This is a genomic window from Cobetia sp. MB87, from assembly GCF_011319755.1.
In the GTDB taxonomy this organism is placed as follows: Bacteria; Pseudomonadota; Gammaproteobacteria; order Pseudomonadales; family Halomonadaceae; genus Cobetia.
In genome coordinates, this window is the sequence record NZ_VFBC01000005.1 from 227,608 (window position 1) to 244,709 (window position 17,102).

Below are 17,102 nucleotides of genomic sequence, written 5' to 3' on the forward strand. Positions count from 1 at the left end.
TCCGCGGCTCAGGGCCGCCCTCTCTCTTGATGGCTGAAGCCAGATGCCCGAGGTACATGCCACAGGCTTATTTTGTGATCGATCGTTGCTGCCCGATCGCGCATGACGGCATGCCATGACACCGTCGATACCACCAGCACAGGGCATCCGGCCCTGTGCTGGCAAGGCATTATGGCAAAAAGGGTGTCGGGCGGAAACGCCCATTGTTGCAACACTTTGGCGCAGGTGCCGCCGCCTGACGGACGACGATATGTCAGACAATCATCATCCCCGTGGCCAGTCGTCGGCGCGTCGGAAAATGCTCAATGCACGACGGGGCTTTCGGCGTCAGGATCCTCGATGATCGCTTCCACTTCCGCGGCACTGAAGGAATAGCGGGTATGGCAGAAGTGACACTGGGTGGCCAGCTCGCCCTGCTCGGCGACGATCTGACGCAACTCGTCGGCGGCGATGCTGTGCAGGGCGGCGCCCAGACGCTCGCGCGAACAGGTGCAGCCGAAACGCAGCGCCTTGGGCTCATAGATGCGCACGGTTTCTTCGTGATAGAGACGATGCAACACTTCCTGCTGATCCAGCGTCAGCAGTTCCTCGGCCTTGAGGGTCTCGGCCAGGTGCACGACGCGCTCCCAGGCATCCGGGTCCTTGTTGGCGTCATCATTGGGCAGCTGCTGCAGCATCACGCCGCCAGTGCGCTTGCCATCGGCCATCAGCCACAGGCGGGTCGGCAGCTGCTCTGACTGGCTGAAGTAGCTCTCCAGGCAGCCGGCGAGGCTGTCCTGATCGATGGCCACGATGCCCTGATAGCGCTTGCCTTCACGCGGGTCGAGGGTGATCACGATCTGCCCCTGGCCAACCAGCTCCTGCAGGCTGGACTCTTCCGTCGGCAACACCGCTTCATCGCTGAGACGGGCGATGGCGCGCAGCTCGCCGCCGGGGTTCGACTCGGCCATCAGCTGGCGCACGATACCGGTACCGCGCACTTCCAGCGTCATGGTGCCATCGAGCTTGATGGTCTCGGTCAGCAGCGCCACGGCCGCCAGCATCTCGCCCAGTTGGCGCGAGATGGCCTGCGGGTAGGAGTGACGATCGAGCACCTCGGCGTAGGCCTTGTCGAGTGTGACGATCTCGCCACGCACGTTGGTGGCATCGAACAGGAAGCGCTGGATCTGATCGAAGCTCGGCGCGGCCGCATCGTCAGTGGAATGGGAATCTTGCATGTCGTGTTCGCTCATTGAGGGACCTCAAGGCAGGCGTGAAGGGAGAGCGCACAAGCGCCCCCATGTCAGGCCGCCAACAACGATGTGCTGACACACATCGGCATGGAAATTGTACCGGTCGGTGCCAAGGCACCCGGCGGTGACTCGCGCTGGTTCAGCTATCGGCATCCTGGCGCTGGAAGCGATGGATATTGCGACGCTGTTTCTTGTCAGGACGGCCGGGAGGAGGCGTCATACCCTGATTGCCGAGGCGACGCGTCTCGGCCTCACGCTCACGGCGCTCGCGGGACTCCTGCGTCTCCTGATAGAGCTTCTGGGCCTCGGGCGCGCCACGGCGCTGGTCGCTGAGGGCGAGCACCTCGACGACGAGGCGATCCCAGCCCTGCGGCACCTCGATCACGGCGCCGACCTCGACGGTCTTGGAGGTTTTCACCTTGCCGCCGTTGTACTGGATCTTGCCGCCCTCGATGGCCTTCTTGGCCATGCCACGCGTCTTGAAGAAGCGCGCCGCCCACAACCACTTGTCGATACGTACCTGATCACTCATGACGCCTCCTTGCCCTCCCCGTCACTCGAGATTCCGGCATTGGCCACCTCGGGGCCCGCGCCCTCGGTCAGCACTGCAAAGCCGTCCAGGCCGTGCACACGCTCGAAATCACGCGCAGGGCGCTTGGAGTCCGGCTGACGCACGCCCAGCAGATGGGCAATGCCATAGGTGTGGGCACTTTCCAGCACCTGGGGATTGTCATCGATGAACAGGGTACGCGCCGGGTCGAAGGGCTCGATCTCGTTGAGCTTGTGCCAGAAGGCCTGCTCTTCCTTGGCGTGGCCCAGATCCGCGGATGACACCACGGCGTCGAAGTAGTCGCCCATGCCGGTCAGCGCGAACTTGAGATCGATGCCATGACGGTCGGCGTTGGTCGCCAGCACCACGCGTTGCGGCTGATCGCGCAGCCAGGCGAGGAAGTCCTCGGCCTCATGGCGATAGCCGATCAGGTGCTGCACTTCACGCTTCAGGGCGATGACGTCGAGCTCGAGCTCACGGCTCCAGTAATCGAGGCTGTACCAGTTGAGCGTGCCGGATTCGCTGATGATGCGCGCCTTGAGATCGGCCTGCAGCGCCTCATCGAGGCGGTGCAGCTCGCAATAGCGCCTGGGCAGGTGTTCGAGCCAGAAGTGGCTGTCGAAGTGAAGGTCAAGCAGAGTGCCGTCCATGTCCAACAGCACGGTGTCGATAGTGTTCCAGTCAAGCATCGGATTCTGTCAGCCAGAGGGAAATTTGGCCTCATAGTGTAAAGCATGGCCCACGGGCGCGCATGTGCAACGAGGGGTGATGACGGCTTGTGATTGCCCCGCTCGCGGCGGCCTGCCACGATGAGCGACAGTGTTCTCTCTTCTCATACTGCCTCGCGAGGACTTGCGATGGATGATGCGCCAGATACCGTTCACCCGACCATGAATCATGCAGGCGACAGCCACACGCTGACGCCACCGCGGATCGACTCACGCCGCGAGGTCGCCCGCTCGCGCCTGTTCGCCGTCGAAGCGCTGGAGTTGACCTTCTCCAATGGCGCCACCCGCAGCTTCGAACGCCTCAAGAGCGGCGGTCACGGCGCGGTGATGATCGTCGCCATGCCCGACCCCGACCATGTGCTGCTGATCCGCGAATATGCCGCTGGCCCTGAGCAATATGTGCTGACCCTGCCCAAGGGGCTGATCGACCCGGGCGAGGACCCGGTGACCGCCGCCAATCGCGAATTGATGGAAGAATGCGGTTATGGCGCGCACAACATCGAGCCACTGGCCGAACTGAGCCTGGCACCCAACTACATGGATCACCGCATGAACGTGATGCTGGCGCGTGACCTGTTCGAAAAGCGCCTGCCGGGCGATGAGCCGGAACCGCTGGTCGTCGAGCGCCACCGCCTCGATGAACTGCCGGCGCTGCTGGCACGCGAGGACTTCCACGAGGCACGCGCGATCGCGGCGCTGTTCATGGCACGCGAACGCCTGCTGGCCGGGGAAGACACCTACAGCCCGCGCTGGTGGTAAGGGCTTGATGGCAGGCACCGATGACAGGTACTGGCCTCAAGTATCCAAGAGCCCAGCCCACCTCATTCCCGCCCTGAACTCCCTGCCTTTTCATGCTTCACTACCACGACAAGCCCCCGCCATTGGCGGGGGCTTGTCGTTTCACTCGCGATGCACTCAAGCAAGTCGTGCTGGCAACTCGTTCAGGCACCGCGAGATCCATTGCGGGTCTGGCCCGAGACCAGACCGTCAAGACATGCTTACTCAGTCTTCATGCTGCCATCGGCGGTATTGGCCGATCCGGATTCCGGGCTGACGCCCATGTGGTCTTCGCCCTTGTCCATCACCTTGCCGTGCTTGGCGGACTCGGACTGTGCAGTACCGCCTTCCACCATCATGGAATCCTTCTTGGTGTTGGCAGAGCCACTTTCGGTGTTGCGTTCGGCGTCGTCATGCACCTTGCCATCTTCATGACCCGCAGCAGTGCCGCCTTCTACCATGGTGGAATGAGCGCCGGTATTGGCGGAACCGGTGTTGCTGGATTCGTGGTGCTCGGCAAAGGCAGCAGTGGTCGGCAGTGCCAGGGCAGTCGCGAAAAGTGCAGCAGTCAGCTTGTTCATGATCCATCCTCCAGTAGCGGTCTGTTGCAAGAGACGAGCAGATGATTCGCTCGGCCGTTGCCGGTAAGCCTTCAAGAATCCCGAGACTGGATGTCTCGAGCTCCAGGCTCCACAAGACGCGTTCTTCCTATCTCGGCGACGTCTTGTGGTACTGCGTCAAATCCTTGCGGCGCATGGTTCAAACACCCTTGAGCGTCGGCTACTTTGTAGAGCAATCTTCAAAACCGTCACCAGAGTTGTACCCGAACCTGCTGGTGTCATTCTTGACGAAAGCGCCAATCTGCCGAGGCGTGTTGCGTCACATGCGCCCTGATGCCTAAAGATATGGAACTAGAGGGCCAGACTTTCAAGCAGAGAAGGGAAAGAAAAATATCTTTCTTCCAGATTTCCTATACAAGAGTGAGATATCGGCTCGCGTTTAATTAGCGCCCATATGGGCTGCTGGCCGCTCATCAGGCGGCTTGCCGCGCGTCGGTTGCCTGACGCCATGCGTCAAGTGGCGCAAGATGACTTGCAGTATTTTACTCAACGAAACATTTTGTAACCCTATGACTCCATGACATCGCCCATTTCTGCGGTCATCGGCAGTGGTCGCCACACCTCCCTCTGCAGGCACCGCCACCACCTGAATGACAGGAGACTCACATGCCAGACGTGCTGATCGGGGGACTCGCAGGACAGGGACCCAAGGGCCACATCACGCTAGCCGGGGCACTGGCCAATCGTCACGGTCTGGTCGCCGGCGCGACAGGTACCGGCAAGACCGTCACGTTGCAGGTGCTGGCAGAAGAGTTTTCGCGCATGGGAGTGCCGGTGTTCACCGCCGACGTCAAGGGCGACCTCTCGGGCATTGCCGCAGCGGGTGCCCCGCATCCACGCGTCGATGAACGCCTCGCCAGCCTCGGCATCAATGACTGGCAGCCTCAGGCCGCGCCCGTCAGGCTGTGGGATCTGTTCGGCAAGAGCGGGCATGCGGTGCGCGCCAGCGTGGCTTCCATGGGGCCTGAGCTGATGTCGACCCTGCTGGAATTGAACGACACCCAGAGTGGCCTGATGCACCTGGCCTTCGATCATGCCGAGCGTGAAGGACTGGAGCTGATCGACCTCAAGGACCTGATCAGCCTGCTAAAGCATATCGAGCGTGAACGCGAAGGCTTCGAGGAGCGCTATGGCAGTGTCAGCCCCCAGAGCCTCGGTGCCATGCTGCGCCGGGTGCATGTGCTGGCCACCCAGGGCGGCGAGCGCTTCTTCGCCGAACCAGCGCTCGATATCAATGACATGTTGGCGACCACGGGCGAGGGAGACCAGACACGCGGCTTCATCAATCTGCTCGATGGGCGTGAGTTGATGCAGAGTCCACGTCTCTACACCACCTTCCTGCTGTGGTTCCTGTCGACGCTCTTTCGCACCCTCCCCGAACGCGGCGATGCCGACCGCCCGGTGCTGGTGTTCTTCTTCGACGAGGCCCACCTGCTGTTCGATGCCGCTCCCAAGGCATTGCTTGAGCGCCTCGAGCAGACGGTGCGCCTGATTCGCTCCAAGGGGGTCGGCGTCTACTTCGTGACCCAATCCCCCGCCGACATCCCCGATGACGTGCTCGGTCAGCTGGGCAACCGGATCCAGCATGCCCTGCGCGCCTTCACTCCGCGCGACCAGAAGGCCGTCAAGACCGCTGCCGAGACCTTCCGCCCCAACCCGGCCCTCGATACGGCTCAGGTGATCACGGAGCTGGGCGTGGGCGAGGCACTGGTCTCGGTGCTCGACAGCAAGGGCACGCCCACCCAGGTGGAGCGCACCTTGATCGCGCCGCCGCGTGGGCGGATCGGCCCGTTGAGTGACAGCGAGCGCACAGCGCTGCTGGCAAGCTCATCACTGGCCGGTCGCTATGATGAGGTGATAGACCGTGAATCGGCTCACGAGCGTCTCGAGGCGCAACTGACGAGCTCGGCGACGGCCCAGGTGCGGCCACAGGAGACACCAGCGGCAACGCCTGACACCACGCCGCCTGCCACAGAACGGGATGGAAGCGCTCAAGCCGCTGCCAGCCGCGATTCCAAGCGCACAAGTCCGGTGGCCGAAAGCGCCCCACGCTCCGGTGGCAGGCAGCGTCAGGGTGTCATGGAGACCCTGCTCAAGTCCGTGATGCGCGCCTTGGGGTCGCAGCTGGGACGGACCCTGATTCGCAGCCTGCTGCGCTCCTTCACTCGCCGCTGAGGCTCGCGCCTTTCAGCCTGACGCCTCGCCAGCAGCCTGACACCACGCCATCAGCCTGAAGCGCTCCTTGGCAAATAGAAGCTCCCCCCGGCAAGCAAGCTCTCGAGACTGAGAGACTCATCCTTCACGAAAAGCAGGACATCACCCATGGTCAAATGACCATGGGTGATGTCCTGCTTTCGCTATCCAAGGCTGCTGACATCATATCGTCGCGCAAACTTCATTCGCTCTCGGCAAGGAGACGCCATACTGATGATTGCTGCTTACCGGCAGCACACCATGACACACACGCGCTTGCCACTACTCTCGGGGAGACTTGACGATGTGCATGAGCAATGAAGCATTGGAATTGTGGCTGAACGACAACTGGTTCTCGATCGAACTGGCGTTGGAAGCCATCGATATGGAAGCGACAGCGGAACCTCAGCTGGCCGAAGCCGCCTGAGCAGGAGCGATACGCATGACAACAGCGGGATCCTGCCTGCTACACCGGAGACGCCAGGTGTGAAACGGCATAGGACACGAATGACAGGACAAGCGGCATACAGACTCTGCCACGCATGACGACGCATCATGGTGGGCAGAGAAAGAACTTGCCGGGGAGGCCGTCGATCAGCCATCGACCGGCCTCCCCGTTTCTTTTGTGGCTCCACCAGATTCACGGCCTGGCGCGTCTCCAATCCAGCCGCACCTCGAAAAGCCCCACCAGTCTTACGTGTATGAACAGTTGATTTCCTGGCCCAGCAAAGCACCCGTTCATCGCTCTCAACCGCCATACTCATTGTTTGGTCATTCCCTCTCCCCGCAACATGCAAGATAAGGATGTCACATGCTGCCCACCCCGCCCGCACGGCCACCCTCCTCGGGGCACTCGAGTCCAGTTGATACCTCAGAGCTCTCGCCACAAGCCGCCGCCGCGACTGTCTTCCTAAATGAGAATCTCGGACCCGCCCAGCTGCAAGCGCTGTTTGCCCTGACACTCGCGCCTGCGGGAACCTTCAGCGAACAGCTCAGAGAGTACCTGGTGACCGCTTGCCGCCTGCTGGGGATGACCACCGGCATCCTCGGCCACGCTGAGGCCAATCGCTATGAAATCATGGCAGCGGTCAATCCGCCGCCAGGCAAGGTCGAGGGCGCGATCGCACCGCTGAACGAGACCTACTGCAATGAAGTCGTTGGGCAGGCAGGCTGCATCGCCTACGCCAATATCGCGACCACGCCAGCACTCGAGGCTCATCCGGCCCTCAAGTCGATGCCCTTCCAGAGCTACATCGCCGCCCCGGTATGGACCGAAGGCCGTCTGACCGGCACCGTCTGCTTCGGCGACAACTCACCGCGCGCGGCAGATTTCAGCGTCAGCGATCGTGCACTGGTCGAGACACTGGCCAGCCTGCTGGGAGGCTTGATCGATCGTGAGAATGCGCGCAAGCGGCTGACCAGTGAACTGAGCAACCTGCGCCTCGCCTACCGGGAGATGGAGCTGCTGTTCTCGCGCTGCCAGCTCCCGATGGCGATCATGGACTTCCATGGCCATTGGACACGTCTCAATCCGGCGCTGGCCCAACTGCTGGGGACGGAGAGGAGTGAACTGCAGCGCGGCGCGCTGGAGGATGTCTCCCACCCTGCTGACATGCAGGCCTGTCAGGAGGCGCTTCTGGCCATGCAGGCCGGCGAGATCACCCACTTCGAGCAGCCGCATCGCTATCTGGGCAGACAGGGGCAGATCATCGAAGTCATGCTGCATCTGGATGTGATCGACAGCCACTCCGGCGTCATTCTCAGCCAGCACCAGGACCTCAGCGAGCAGCGCTCCCACGAGGAAAGCCTGGCTCGCATGCGGCACAAGCTGGCCAGCATGACGCCCCCGGGCCCGGCCGTGCCGTCGGTGCTGGACAAGCTGTTGCCCACGGAGATCTTCGAGCAACAGCTGGATGGTGAGATCGCGCGCAGTGCACGCCACGGGCAGCCACTGTCGATCCTGCTGCTCAACGTGGATGCCTTTACCGACTTCAATCGCCAGTACGGCCGCGCCGCAGGAGACCGCGCACTGCAGCAGGTCTCCACCATCCTGCGCAACGCGACACGCAAGAGCGACCTGCTCAGCCAGCGTGACGATGGTTCGCTGATTGCGGTACTGGGCCAGACGGATTCCAGCGGCGCCATCATCCTCGCTGAGCGCGTCCGCCACGCCACGTCAGAACTGCATGGTCTCGACGGGCCGGTCACCTGCAGCATCGGGCTGACCTGCTATCACCCGGCGCCCGATACGCTCACGCTGGCCAACCGACTCGAGCTCTGTGAACGCGCCCAGCACGCACTCAAGAAGGCCAAACGTCAGGGGCGCAATCGCGTGCGCTTCCTGGAGCTTGAACCGGTCATCCCGACGGATACCTTCGCAAGCCTCCAGCCCCCGTCCGGCTTCCCCTCTCCCGATTTGTCCTGAGAGTGTCCTGCCGTGTGTGCGTCCTGCCCAGGAGACCCTTGAGGCACATCCCCATCAACGACAACGGCCACCCCGAAGGGTGGCCGTTGTCGTTTGACTTACTCAGCGCTCACTCAGCACTCACTCTGTACTCATAAAAAAGAGTCACACAGGCTTGCGGGGTGTTTCAGCGAAGAGGTCTGCTCAGAGACCGGGTCAGATGTCTGAAGCCGATTCTCAGTCCAGCTTGCTCAGGTCGCGCACGGCGCCCTTGTCAGCAGAGGTCGCCAGCAAGGCATAGGCCTTGAGCGCGGCGGAGACACGACGGTTGCGCTGGATGCTTGGCTTCCAGGCATCCTTGCCACGGGCATCCATCGCTTCACGGCGCTCATGCAGCTCGCTGTCGCTCAGCTTGACGTTGATGGTGCGGTTCGGGATGTCGATCAGGATGGTGTCGCCATGCTCGACCAGACCGATGGCGCCGCCCGCCGCCGCTTCCGGAGACGCGTGACCGATGGACAGGCCCGAGGTACCGCCGGAGAAACGGCCGTCGGTGAGCAGCGCACACGCCTTGCCCAGCCCCTTGGACTTGAGATAGGACGTCGGGTAGAGCATTTCCTGCATGCCCGGTCCGCCCTTAGGCCCTTCGTAGCGGATGATCACGACGTCGCCTTCCTTGACCTTGTCGGCCAGGATGTCTTCCACCGCCTGATCCTGTGACTCGCAGACGTAGGCACGGCCTTCGAAGACCAGGATGGAGTCATCGACGCCAGCGGTCTTCACCACGCAACCATCCAGGGCGATGTTGCCGTACAGCACGGCCAGGCCGCCCTGAGTGGAGAAGCAATGGTCGTAATCGCGGATACAGCCCTGGGCGCGATCACCATCCAGGCTCGGCCAGCGCGCACTCTGCGAGAAGGCGGTCTGGGTCGGAATACCGCCCGGGCCGGCGCGATAGAACTCGACGACTTCATCAGTGGGCGAACGCATGATGTCCCACTCTTCCAGCGCCGCAGACAGCGAGTCGCCATAGACGGTCGGCACTGAGGTATCCAGTACGCCGGCACGGTCCAGCTCGCCCAGAATCCCCATGATGCCGCCGGCACGATGGACATCCTCGATGTGATATTTCTGGGTGTTCGGCGCCACCTTGCACATCTGCGGCACGCTATGGGACAGCTTGTCGATGTCGGACATGGTGAAGTCGACACCGGCTTCCTGAGCCGCGGCCAGCAGGTGCAGGATGGTGTTGGTCGAGCCACCCATGGCGATATCCAGCGTCATCGCGTTGGCGAAGGCGGCGCGGGAGCCGATGGCACGCGGCAACAGATGCTCTTCGTTACCTTCATAGTAACGGCGCGCCAGCTCGACGATGCGATGCCCGGCGTTCTCGAACAGGCGACGACGATCGGAGTGAGTGGCCAACACGGTGCCGTTGCCCGGCAATGCCAGACCCAGCGCTTCCATCAGGCAGTTCATGGAGTTGGCCGTGAACATGCCCGAGCAGCTGCCGCAGGTCGGGCAGGCGCTGCGCTCGATCTCGGCGACCGTCTCGTCGTCGACGCTGTCATCGGCGGCGATGACCATGGCATCGACCAGATCGAGGCCGTGATCCAGCAGCTTCGTCTTGCCGGCTTCCATCGGGCCGCCGGAGACGAAGATGACCGGGATGTTGAGGCGCATGGCGGCCATCAGCATCCCCGGGGTGATCTTGTCACAGTTGGAGATGCACACCAGCGCATCCGCACAGTGGGCATTCACCATGTATTCGACGCTATCGGCAATCAGGTCACGCGACGGCAGCGAATACAGCATGCCGTCGTGGCCCATGGCGATGCCATCATCGACCGCGATGGTGTTGAATTCCTTGGCGACGCCGCCGGCCTTCTCGATCTCGCGCGCGACCAGCTGACCCATGTCCTTGAGGTGGACGTGGCCCGGCACGAACTGGGTGAAGGAGTTGGCAACGGCGATGATCGGCTTCTGGAAGTCGCCATCTTTCATGCCGGTGGCGCGCCACAGGGCGCGAGCGCCGGCCATGTTACGACCTGCGGTGGTCGTACGGGAGCGATACTCTGGCATGGTGTCCTCGTCAATAGTGCTTGGCCGCTCTCCTGTGCGAAGAGGGACTGATTCATGGAATCGCGCCTGGCAGGGTCACACTGACGCCGCCCTTTTGCGCAATCCGCTGCAGAATCACTCCGAACGGGAGCGGCTTCTGTTTTGGTCAGGCGGCGCCCCGCACGGGTTACGCACACCTGGTGTCCAGAGGAGACGCGTACCTCATGGGTCAACGCTGTCAGCCTGGGGTCAATTCTGTCATGTACCGCCCCCGCTTGCCTACCAGATAGCACCGCCCACGCCATCAGCGGCCCTGAAAGATGCCGACAGGCGCCGACAGCGTTGAATGAAGCGGCCTCTAGCGTGGGCCTGCGGCGGGAGGCACTGATTACACTGAAGGACGACACATCAGGCAATGCCAGACACCCCACAAGGAACAGGAGTCACCCATGGCCGGAAAATTCGTCATCACTCGGGGCAAGGACAGCAAGTTCTACTTTGCACTGAAGGCAGGCAACGGCGAGAAGATCCTGCAGAGCCAGGGCTATGCCGACAAGCGCGGCTGCCTGAACGGCGTGGAGTCCGTGCGCAAGAATGCCGTCGAGGAAAAACGCTTCACCCGGGAAGTCGCCAAGGACGGACGTTTCTATTTCACTTTGCTGGCCGCCAACAGCCAGCAGATCGGTCGCAGTCAGATGTACAAGTCGGAATCCGGCCGCGACAACGGCATCGCCAGCGTCGGGCGCAATGCCGCTGAGGCGGCCGTGCTGGAACAGCTCGATACCGCCTGAATGCCCGCGAGCATGCGCTTGCCTACGCACGACGCCCCACTGAAAAGCAGAAGCCCCGCCGATTGGCGGGGCTTCTGCTTTTCGTCGGATGTCGCCATCCATTCTGCGCCGTGCGCTGTCAGTGGCGCTGTGCGCTGGCATTGTCGAAGACCACACGCGAGACATCCGCGTAGCGCGCCGCGAAGTGCACGATCATGCCCTCCTTCAGATATTCCGGCAGCTCATCGTAATCGCGCTGGTTGGCCTGCGGCAGAATCAGCTCATAGATATCACTGCGCCGAGCGGCGATCACCTTCTCGCGGATACCGCCTACCGGCAGCACCTGGCCGGTCAATGTCAGCTCACCGGTCATCGCCAGCCCCTTGCGCGGCGCCTGATGCTTGGCCAACGACATCAACGCCGTGGTCATGGTCACGCCGGCACTGGGGCCGTCCTTGGGCGTCGCGCCCTCAGGGACGTGCAGGTGAATGAACGACTCGTTGAAGAAGTCCGCCTCGGCATCATAGGCCTCGAGATTGGCCAGGGTGTAGGAATAGGCGATGTTGGCCGATTCCTGCATCACATCGCCCAGCTTGCCGGTCAGCTTCAAGCCACGTGTCAGGCCATGTACCCGAGTGGCTTCGATGGGCAGGGTCGCACCGCCCATGCTGGTCCAGGCAAGCCCGGTCACCACGCCTTCGCCGGCCAGGACCTTCTCGCGACGGAAGATCGGCGCGCCGAGGAATTCCTCGAGGTTCTTGACCGAGACCTTCACGGTCGCAAGCTCTTCTTCCAGCAACTTCACCGCCGCCTTGCGCACGATACGGTGCAGCTGTTTCTCCAGCTGGCGCACGCCGGCCTCACGGGCATAGCCCTCGATCACCTGACGCAGCGCAGCATCACTCAGATTGATGCGCTTCTTGGGAATGTTGTCGCGGGTCAGCAGCTTCGGCCACAGGTGATGCTTGGCGATCGCCATCTTCTCCTCGGCGATGTAGCCGGAGAGGCGGATCTGCTCCATGCGGTCCAGCAGCGGACCGGGAATGCTGTCCAGCGTGTTGGCGGTACACACGAACAGCACCTTGGAGAGATCGAGGCGCACATCGAGGTAGTGATCGAGGAAGTCGACGTTCTGCTCCGGGTCCAGCACTTCGAGCAGTGCCGAGGCCGGATCGCCCTGGAAGGACTGCCCCAGCTTGTCGATCTCATCGAGCATGATCACCGGATTCTCGACCTTGACCTCCTTGAGCGCCTGCACCAGCTTGCCGGGCATGGCACCCACGTAGGTGCGGCGGTGGCCCTTGATCTCGGACTCATCGCGCATGCCACCGATCGAGAAGCGATAGAACTCACGTCCCAGCGCCTGGGCGATGGAGCGACCGATGGAGGTCTTGCCTACGCCGGGCGGACCGACCAGCAGCAGGATAGAGCCGCCGACATCGCCCTTGAAGGTACCCTCGGCCAGAAACTCGACAATGCGTGACTTCACATCATCCAGCCCGTCATGATCGCGATTGAGCACCTTGCGCGCATGGGCGAGATCCAGCTGGTCGGTGGAGGTGATGCCCCACGGCAGCGAGGTCAGCCAATCGAGATAGTTGCGCGTAGTGCCGTATTCCGGCGAGCCGGTCTCCAGCACCGACAGCTTGTCGAGCTCATCATCGATACGTGACTGGACGCGCTCCGGCACCTTGAGCTCATCGAGACGGCCACGGAAGGTATCGACATCGTTCTCGCGATCATCCTTGGAGATGCCCAGTTCACGCTGGATGACCTTGAGCTGTTCGCGCAGGAAGAATTCGCGCTGATGCTTCTCCATCTGCGCATTGACCTGCTGGGAGATCTCGGTCTGCAGCTGTGCGACCTCGATTTCCTTGCGCAGCAGGGGCAGCACCTTCTGCATGCGCTCCATCACCGGCAGCGACTCCAGTACCTCCTGCAGCTCAGCGCCCTTGGCCGAGGTGATGGCGGCGGCAAAGTCGGTCAGCGGGCCTGGCTCATGGGGGCTGAAGCGATTGAGGTACTGCTTGAGCTCCTCACCGTACAGCGGGTTGATCGGCAGCAGCTCCTTGATGCCGTTGATCATCGCCATCGCGTAGGCGCGCGCCTCATCGCTCTCGGCATCGACCGGCTCGCGCGGATAGGTGACCTCGACCAGATAGGGAGGCTTGCGCGACAGCCAGCGCGTGATGCGGAAGCGACGCAGCCCCTGGGCGATGAACTGTACCTGGTCATCGCCGTCTTCGGGCTTGTGGACGCGCACGGCGGAGCCGATCTCGGGGAAGTGCTCGACCCCCAGCTCATCCACTTCGACATCGCCGACGAAGGCCAGGCCGACAGCATGATGCGGCGTATTGCCGACCAGCTGCATGGTCTCGGCCCAACGCTGCTTGTTGATCACCAGCGGCTGGACCTGGGCCGGGAAGAACGGGCGATTGTGAATCGGCAGCAGGTAGATGCGCTCCGGCAGCTGGTCACCACTCGGCACCAGCCCACCCGAGGCGGAAGAAGAAGGCTCTTGTGACTGGCTGTCATCCTCGAAGCCGGCAAGAATGTCGTCGTTATCGGAAATCTCTTCGTGACGTGGCATGCAACCCTCATGAAACCAGGCCTCGGTTGAGGCGATCATCTCCCCCAATGCGGCCAGTGAGCCACTTTATCAAGGCACGCTTGCCGCGCCGGAGGCGCAACCCTGCGTGTTCAGGGTGGCACGAGATGCGCCCCCGGAAACGACAATGCCCGCCATGAGGCGGGCATTGTCGTTTCCGGCATACTGCGCGGCGCGGTATCTCTAAGCTTTCGTGACACCGGCGCCTCGCATCTCCCTCAGTAGATCGGGGTGCCGTTGATCCTCACGCTGTCACCATCGATCTCGACCACGAGGTTGCGGTCGGCTGCCTGCGGAGAGACACCCGCCATCATGGCCATCATCGGCGGTACATTGCGGAACTCGAAACGCCCGCTCAGACGATTCAGGAAGGCCTGCTGACCCGGTACGGTCTGCAGCTCCTGAATGGTCAGGTCAGTGATATCGGCACCATCGAGAATCATCTGGCCATCACCCTGCATGTCGACACCGAAGGCATCGCTCTTGGCATTCAGCGATTCCAGCGTAATGCGCGGAGAGGTGCTCAGCATGGTGAACAGCGGCGCTTCGACCTTCTCGAGCATGGCGACCTGCTGCGCTTCGCTCAGCTCCTCGAACGGCTTGCCCGCTTCTTCCAGCAAGCCCTGCAGCTGGGTGATGAAGTCATAGACGGCTGCGCCCTGCAGACGATCGATCGAGATGGACACATCACCGCTGGCCATCTGCTGATCACCTGCGCTGACATCCTGCACCGACAGCTTCATCAGATAGCGCAGCTCGGTCGGGTCCAGGCGCGTTTCGCCGCTGTAACGGATATCGCTGGCGACCACTGGCGGCTGACCGGTGCCGTTGTCGATGGTCAAGGTGTCCAGCACGATCTTGTCGTCCTGGCGGAAGTCATTGTCCGCCCCGCGATAGATGCCGTTGAGGCTCAGGGTACCGACGCTGACCTTCTCGGCGCCATTGGTGATATCGAACGGCGTGATCTCGCCATCCACGGTGATTTCCGGGGTATCACCGCCATCGTGGGAAGCCAGCAGTTCGCCGCCCTGGAAGTCGATGCGCGTGCCGCTCTCCGGGTCCTGCCAGTCGAAGGCCGGCAAGGTCAGGGTGGTGTCGCTGGCGCCGCTGAAGTTGTCGACGCTGCCATCGAAGGCGATCGCCTTGCCATCGCCGAGCACTTCGGCGAAGACGTCGCGTGACGGCGTACCGTACAACACCTTGACGTTGCCCTTCATGCTGGTCGACAGCAGGCCGTGGCCGGCCTCATAAGGCAATACGATGCGCATGGGACCTTCACCGTCCCCGGTGGCGAGCTCCATCTCTACCCGGCCCGTGGAGCCGAACCAGCCGCTGTCGACCTCTTCACGGGTCGCCTTGATGTCAGAGCTCCTGTCGAGCTCTGCCACCATGCGGGCCATCTCATCTTCAAAACGCTGGCTCGAGTAAGCCACGCCGCCGACATAGCCGGCTGCCCCGATGACGACCACTGCCGTCACGGTTACCAGTCCCTTGCCCATCGCATTAACCCTTGTCCGTTATTGGAGCATCACACCGTCTGCGCGGTGCCTCTTGTCGCATCTGCTTCCATCAGTGAAACACGTGCGTGAGCCTCGCCACCAAGGCAGCGAGACGTCAGTGCAACCACAGCCACAGATGCATCGTCGACCAGGCGTAGATACCGGCGAAGACATCATCCAGCATGATGCCGAAGCCACCGGCGACCCGGCGGTCGGCCCAGCGAATCGGCCATGGTTTGAGAATATCGAAGACCCGAAAGACCACGAAGCCCCATAGCGCTGCCTGCCAAGAGAATGGCACGGCAGCCATCGTGATCCAATAGCCGACGAATTCGTCCCAGACGATCCCGGAGTGATCATGCACGCCGAGATCGCGCGAGGTGCGATCACAGATCCAGATCCCGACCAGCGACGCGACCAGCACAATGGCCAGATACGGCCACAGCGTGAGGTTGGTCATCAGCCAGTAGAACGGGATTGCCGCGAGAGTACCGAAGGTGCCCGGTGCAAAGGGCGCGGTACCACTGCCCAGCCCGAAGGCCAAGAAGTGGACGGGGCGCCGCCAGACACTGGCGGGAGCGCGATTCATGGTGCCACCCCGTTTACGTTGCGTGGCGATGCATCGTCGCAGGAGCCGTCTGGCTCAGAGGCCTGCGAGGCAGAGAAATGCTGCCAGCTCTGGCCCGTCGCGGCCTGCTCAATGCCCTTGTCCATCAGCATCACGCGCGGCGCATCACTGCCCGCCGCCTGCATGCGACCGATGACATTCAAGGACAGGTTGAGCGAGCGCAGGGCGAGCCTGGCCGCCTCGAGGTTCTCTGCGGGCAGCGTCAGCAACAGCTCGTAATCGTCGCCACCATTGAGGACCGCCTCGCGGGCGCCCTGCTCGCCCAGCGCCGTGATCAGCTCCGGCGCCAACGGCAGTTCGCCGAGCTCCAGCGCCGCCGACAGCTGGCTGGCACGACAGATATGTGCCAGATCACCCATCACGCCATCGGAGACATCCAGGCCCGCACTGGCCAGCTCACGCAGCGCCAGTCCCGCATCGACGCGCGGTTCAGGTCGCAGGTAGGCCGCCAGGCACGGGTTCAGCACATCGCGGACCCCATCCTGCCAGGCCTTGAGGCCGGCATGCGCCAGCCCCGGCAGGCCGGTGACCGCGATGAGGTCCCCCTCGCGAGCGCCGTCACGCCGCAGGATCGGGCGGGTCACGCTGTCGACCTGCTGGGCAGGCTCGAGCACGCACGGCAGCTCGCCATGCACGGTGATCGTGATGGAGAGCGGGCCGCGCGTGACGTCGCCGCCCACCAGCGCGATGCCGTAGCGCTCTGCCAGCGCGTGGAAACCAGCCGCAAAACCATGCAGCCAGTCTTCATCCACGTCCGGCAATGTCAGAGCCAGCAACGCCCAGCGCGGAGTCGCCCCCATCGCCGCCAGATCAGACAGATTGACGGCCAGGGCGCGATGGCCGATGGACGCCGCAGGCGCATCCGGCGGGAAGTGCACCCCCGCCACCGAGGTATCGACACTGACCGCCATCTGCATGCCATCACTGGCGGCAAGAAGTGCACAGTCGTCACCCGGCCCCAGCAACACGCCCGGTGCCCCGGACAGATCGCGCTGGAAGTAGCGGGCAATCAGCTCGAATTCACCTGGCATG

At 62.7% G+C, this 17,102-nt stretch carries 13 protein-coding genes; 4 read left to right on the forward strand and 9 right to left on the reverse strand.

All coding sequences use genetic code 11. The annotated features are described in order from the left end of the window. Positions 1-302: 302 nt before the first annotated feature. The 3 genes from hslO to yrfG all read right to left on the reverse strand — a co-directional run bounded on the left by hslO (position 303) and on the right by yrfG (position 2,471). Positions 303-1,217 carry an Hsp33 family molecular chaperone HslO gene (hslO, locus tag CDPAHKCJ_RS04325; protein WP_052384283.1) on the reverse strand — a complete coding sequence of 305 codons (915 nt, stop codon included), beginning with the start codon at positions 1,215-1,217 and terminating at the stop codon, positions 303-305. Between the two features lie 154 nt (positions 1,218-1,371). Continuing rightward, complete coding sequence (locus tag CDPAHKCJ_RS04330) at positions 1,372-1,764, reverse strand: S4 domain-containing protein (RefSeq protein WP_043331366.1); 393 nt, start codon at positions 1,762-1,764, stop codon at positions 1,372-1,374. Further along, positions 1,761-2,471, reverse strand: coding sequence for a GMP/IMP nucleotidase (yrfG, locus tag CDPAHKCJ_RS04335; RefSeq protein WP_166018808.1), 711 nt, complete (start codon positions 2,469-2,471; stop codon positions 1,761-1,763). The genes CDPAHKCJ_RS04330 and yrfG overlap by 4 nt, the downstream gene beginning before the upstream one ends. 201 nt (positions 2,472-2,672) lie before the next feature. On the opposite strand from yrfG, the gene nudE reads away from it, so the two are divergent. After that, the gene (nudE, locus tag CDPAHKCJ_RS04340) at positions 2,673-3,269 is read left to right on the forward strand and encodes an ADP compounds hydrolase NudE (RefSeq protein ID WP_166018980.1); all 597 of its coding nucleotides are present in this window, start codon (positions 2,673-2,675) and stop codon (positions 3,267-3,269) included. Positions 3,270-3,508: 239 nt separating this feature from the next. Here nudE and CDPAHKCJ_RS04345 read toward each other — a convergent pair whose 3' ends face one another. Further along, the gene (locus CDPAHKCJ_RS04345) at positions 3,509-3,868 is read right to left on the reverse strand and encodes a hypothetical protein (RefSeq protein WP_166018809.1); all 360 of its coding nucleotides are present in this window, start codon (positions 3,866-3,868) and stop codon (positions 3,509-3,511) included. Positions 3,869-4,513: 645 nt separating this feature from the next. On the opposite strand from CDPAHKCJ_RS04345, the gene CDPAHKCJ_RS04350 reads away from it, so the two are divergent. Both CDPAHKCJ_RS04350 and CDPAHKCJ_RS04355 read left to right on the forward strand, forming a co-directional pair. Next, entirely contained in the window at positions 4,514-6,082 is a 1,569-nt protein-coding gene (locus CDPAHKCJ_RS04350; protein WP_166018810.1) for a helicase HerA-like domain-containing protein, read from the forward strand. A gap of 829 nt (positions 6,083-6,911) precedes the next feature. Next, positions 6,912-8,525 (forward strand): GGDEF domain-containing protein, encoded by a 1,614-nt coding sequence (locus CDPAHKCJ_RS04355; protein ID WP_166018811.1) that lies wholly within the window; start codon positions 6,912-6,914, stop codon positions 8,523-8,525. A 216-nt stretch (positions 8,526-8,741) separates the two neighbouring features. On the opposite strand, the gene ilvD is transcribed toward CDPAHKCJ_RS04355, so the two are convergent. After that, complete coding sequence (ilvD, locus tag CDPAHKCJ_RS04360; RefSeq protein WP_107336223.1) at positions 8,742-10,586, reverse strand: dihydroxy-acid dehydratase; 1,845 nt, start codon at positions 10,584-10,586, stop codon at positions 8,742-8,744. 428 nt (positions 10,587-11,014) lie between these two features. Between ilvD and CDPAHKCJ_RS04365 the strand changes: the two genes are divergently transcribed. Further along, complete coding sequence (locus tag CDPAHKCJ_RS04365) at positions 11,015-11,356, forward strand: YegP family protein (protein ID WP_043331370.1); 342 nt, start codon at positions 11,015-11,017, stop codon at positions 11,354-11,356. A gap of 118 nt (positions 11,357-11,474) precedes the next feature. Here the strand turns inward: CDPAHKCJ_RS04365 and lon are convergent, their stop codons facing one another. The 4 genes from lon to thiL all read right to left on the reverse strand — a co-directional run bounded on the left by lon (position 11,475) and on the right by thiL (position 17,101). Then, positions 11,475-13,925 carry an endopeptidase La gene (gene lon / locus CDPAHKCJ_RS04370; RefSeq protein ID WP_166018812.1) on the reverse strand — a complete coding sequence of 817 codons (2,451 nt, stop codon included), beginning with the start codon at positions 13,923-13,925 and terminating at the stop codon, positions 11,475-11,477. A gap of 236 nt (positions 13,926-14,161) precedes the next feature. Continuing rightward, entirely contained in the window at positions 14,162-15,442 is a 1,281-nt protein-coding gene (locus CDPAHKCJ_RS04375; protein ID WP_166018813.1) for a DUF945 family protein, read from the reverse strand. Positions 15,443-15,557: 115 nt separating this feature from the next. Further along, a complete protein-coding gene (locus CDPAHKCJ_RS04380; protein ID WP_043331372.1) occupies positions 15,558-16,031 on the reverse strand; it encodes a phosphatidylglycerophosphatase A in 474 nt (157 codons plus the stop codon). Further along, a complete protein-coding gene (gene thiL / locus CDPAHKCJ_RS04385; RefSeq protein ID WP_166018814.1) occupies positions 16,028-17,101 on the reverse strand; it encodes a thiamine-phosphate kinase in 1,074 nt (357 codons plus the stop codon). Before thiL ends, CDPAHKCJ_RS04380 begins: the two co-directional genes overlap by 4 nt. Position 17,102 lies beyond the last annotated feature (1 nt).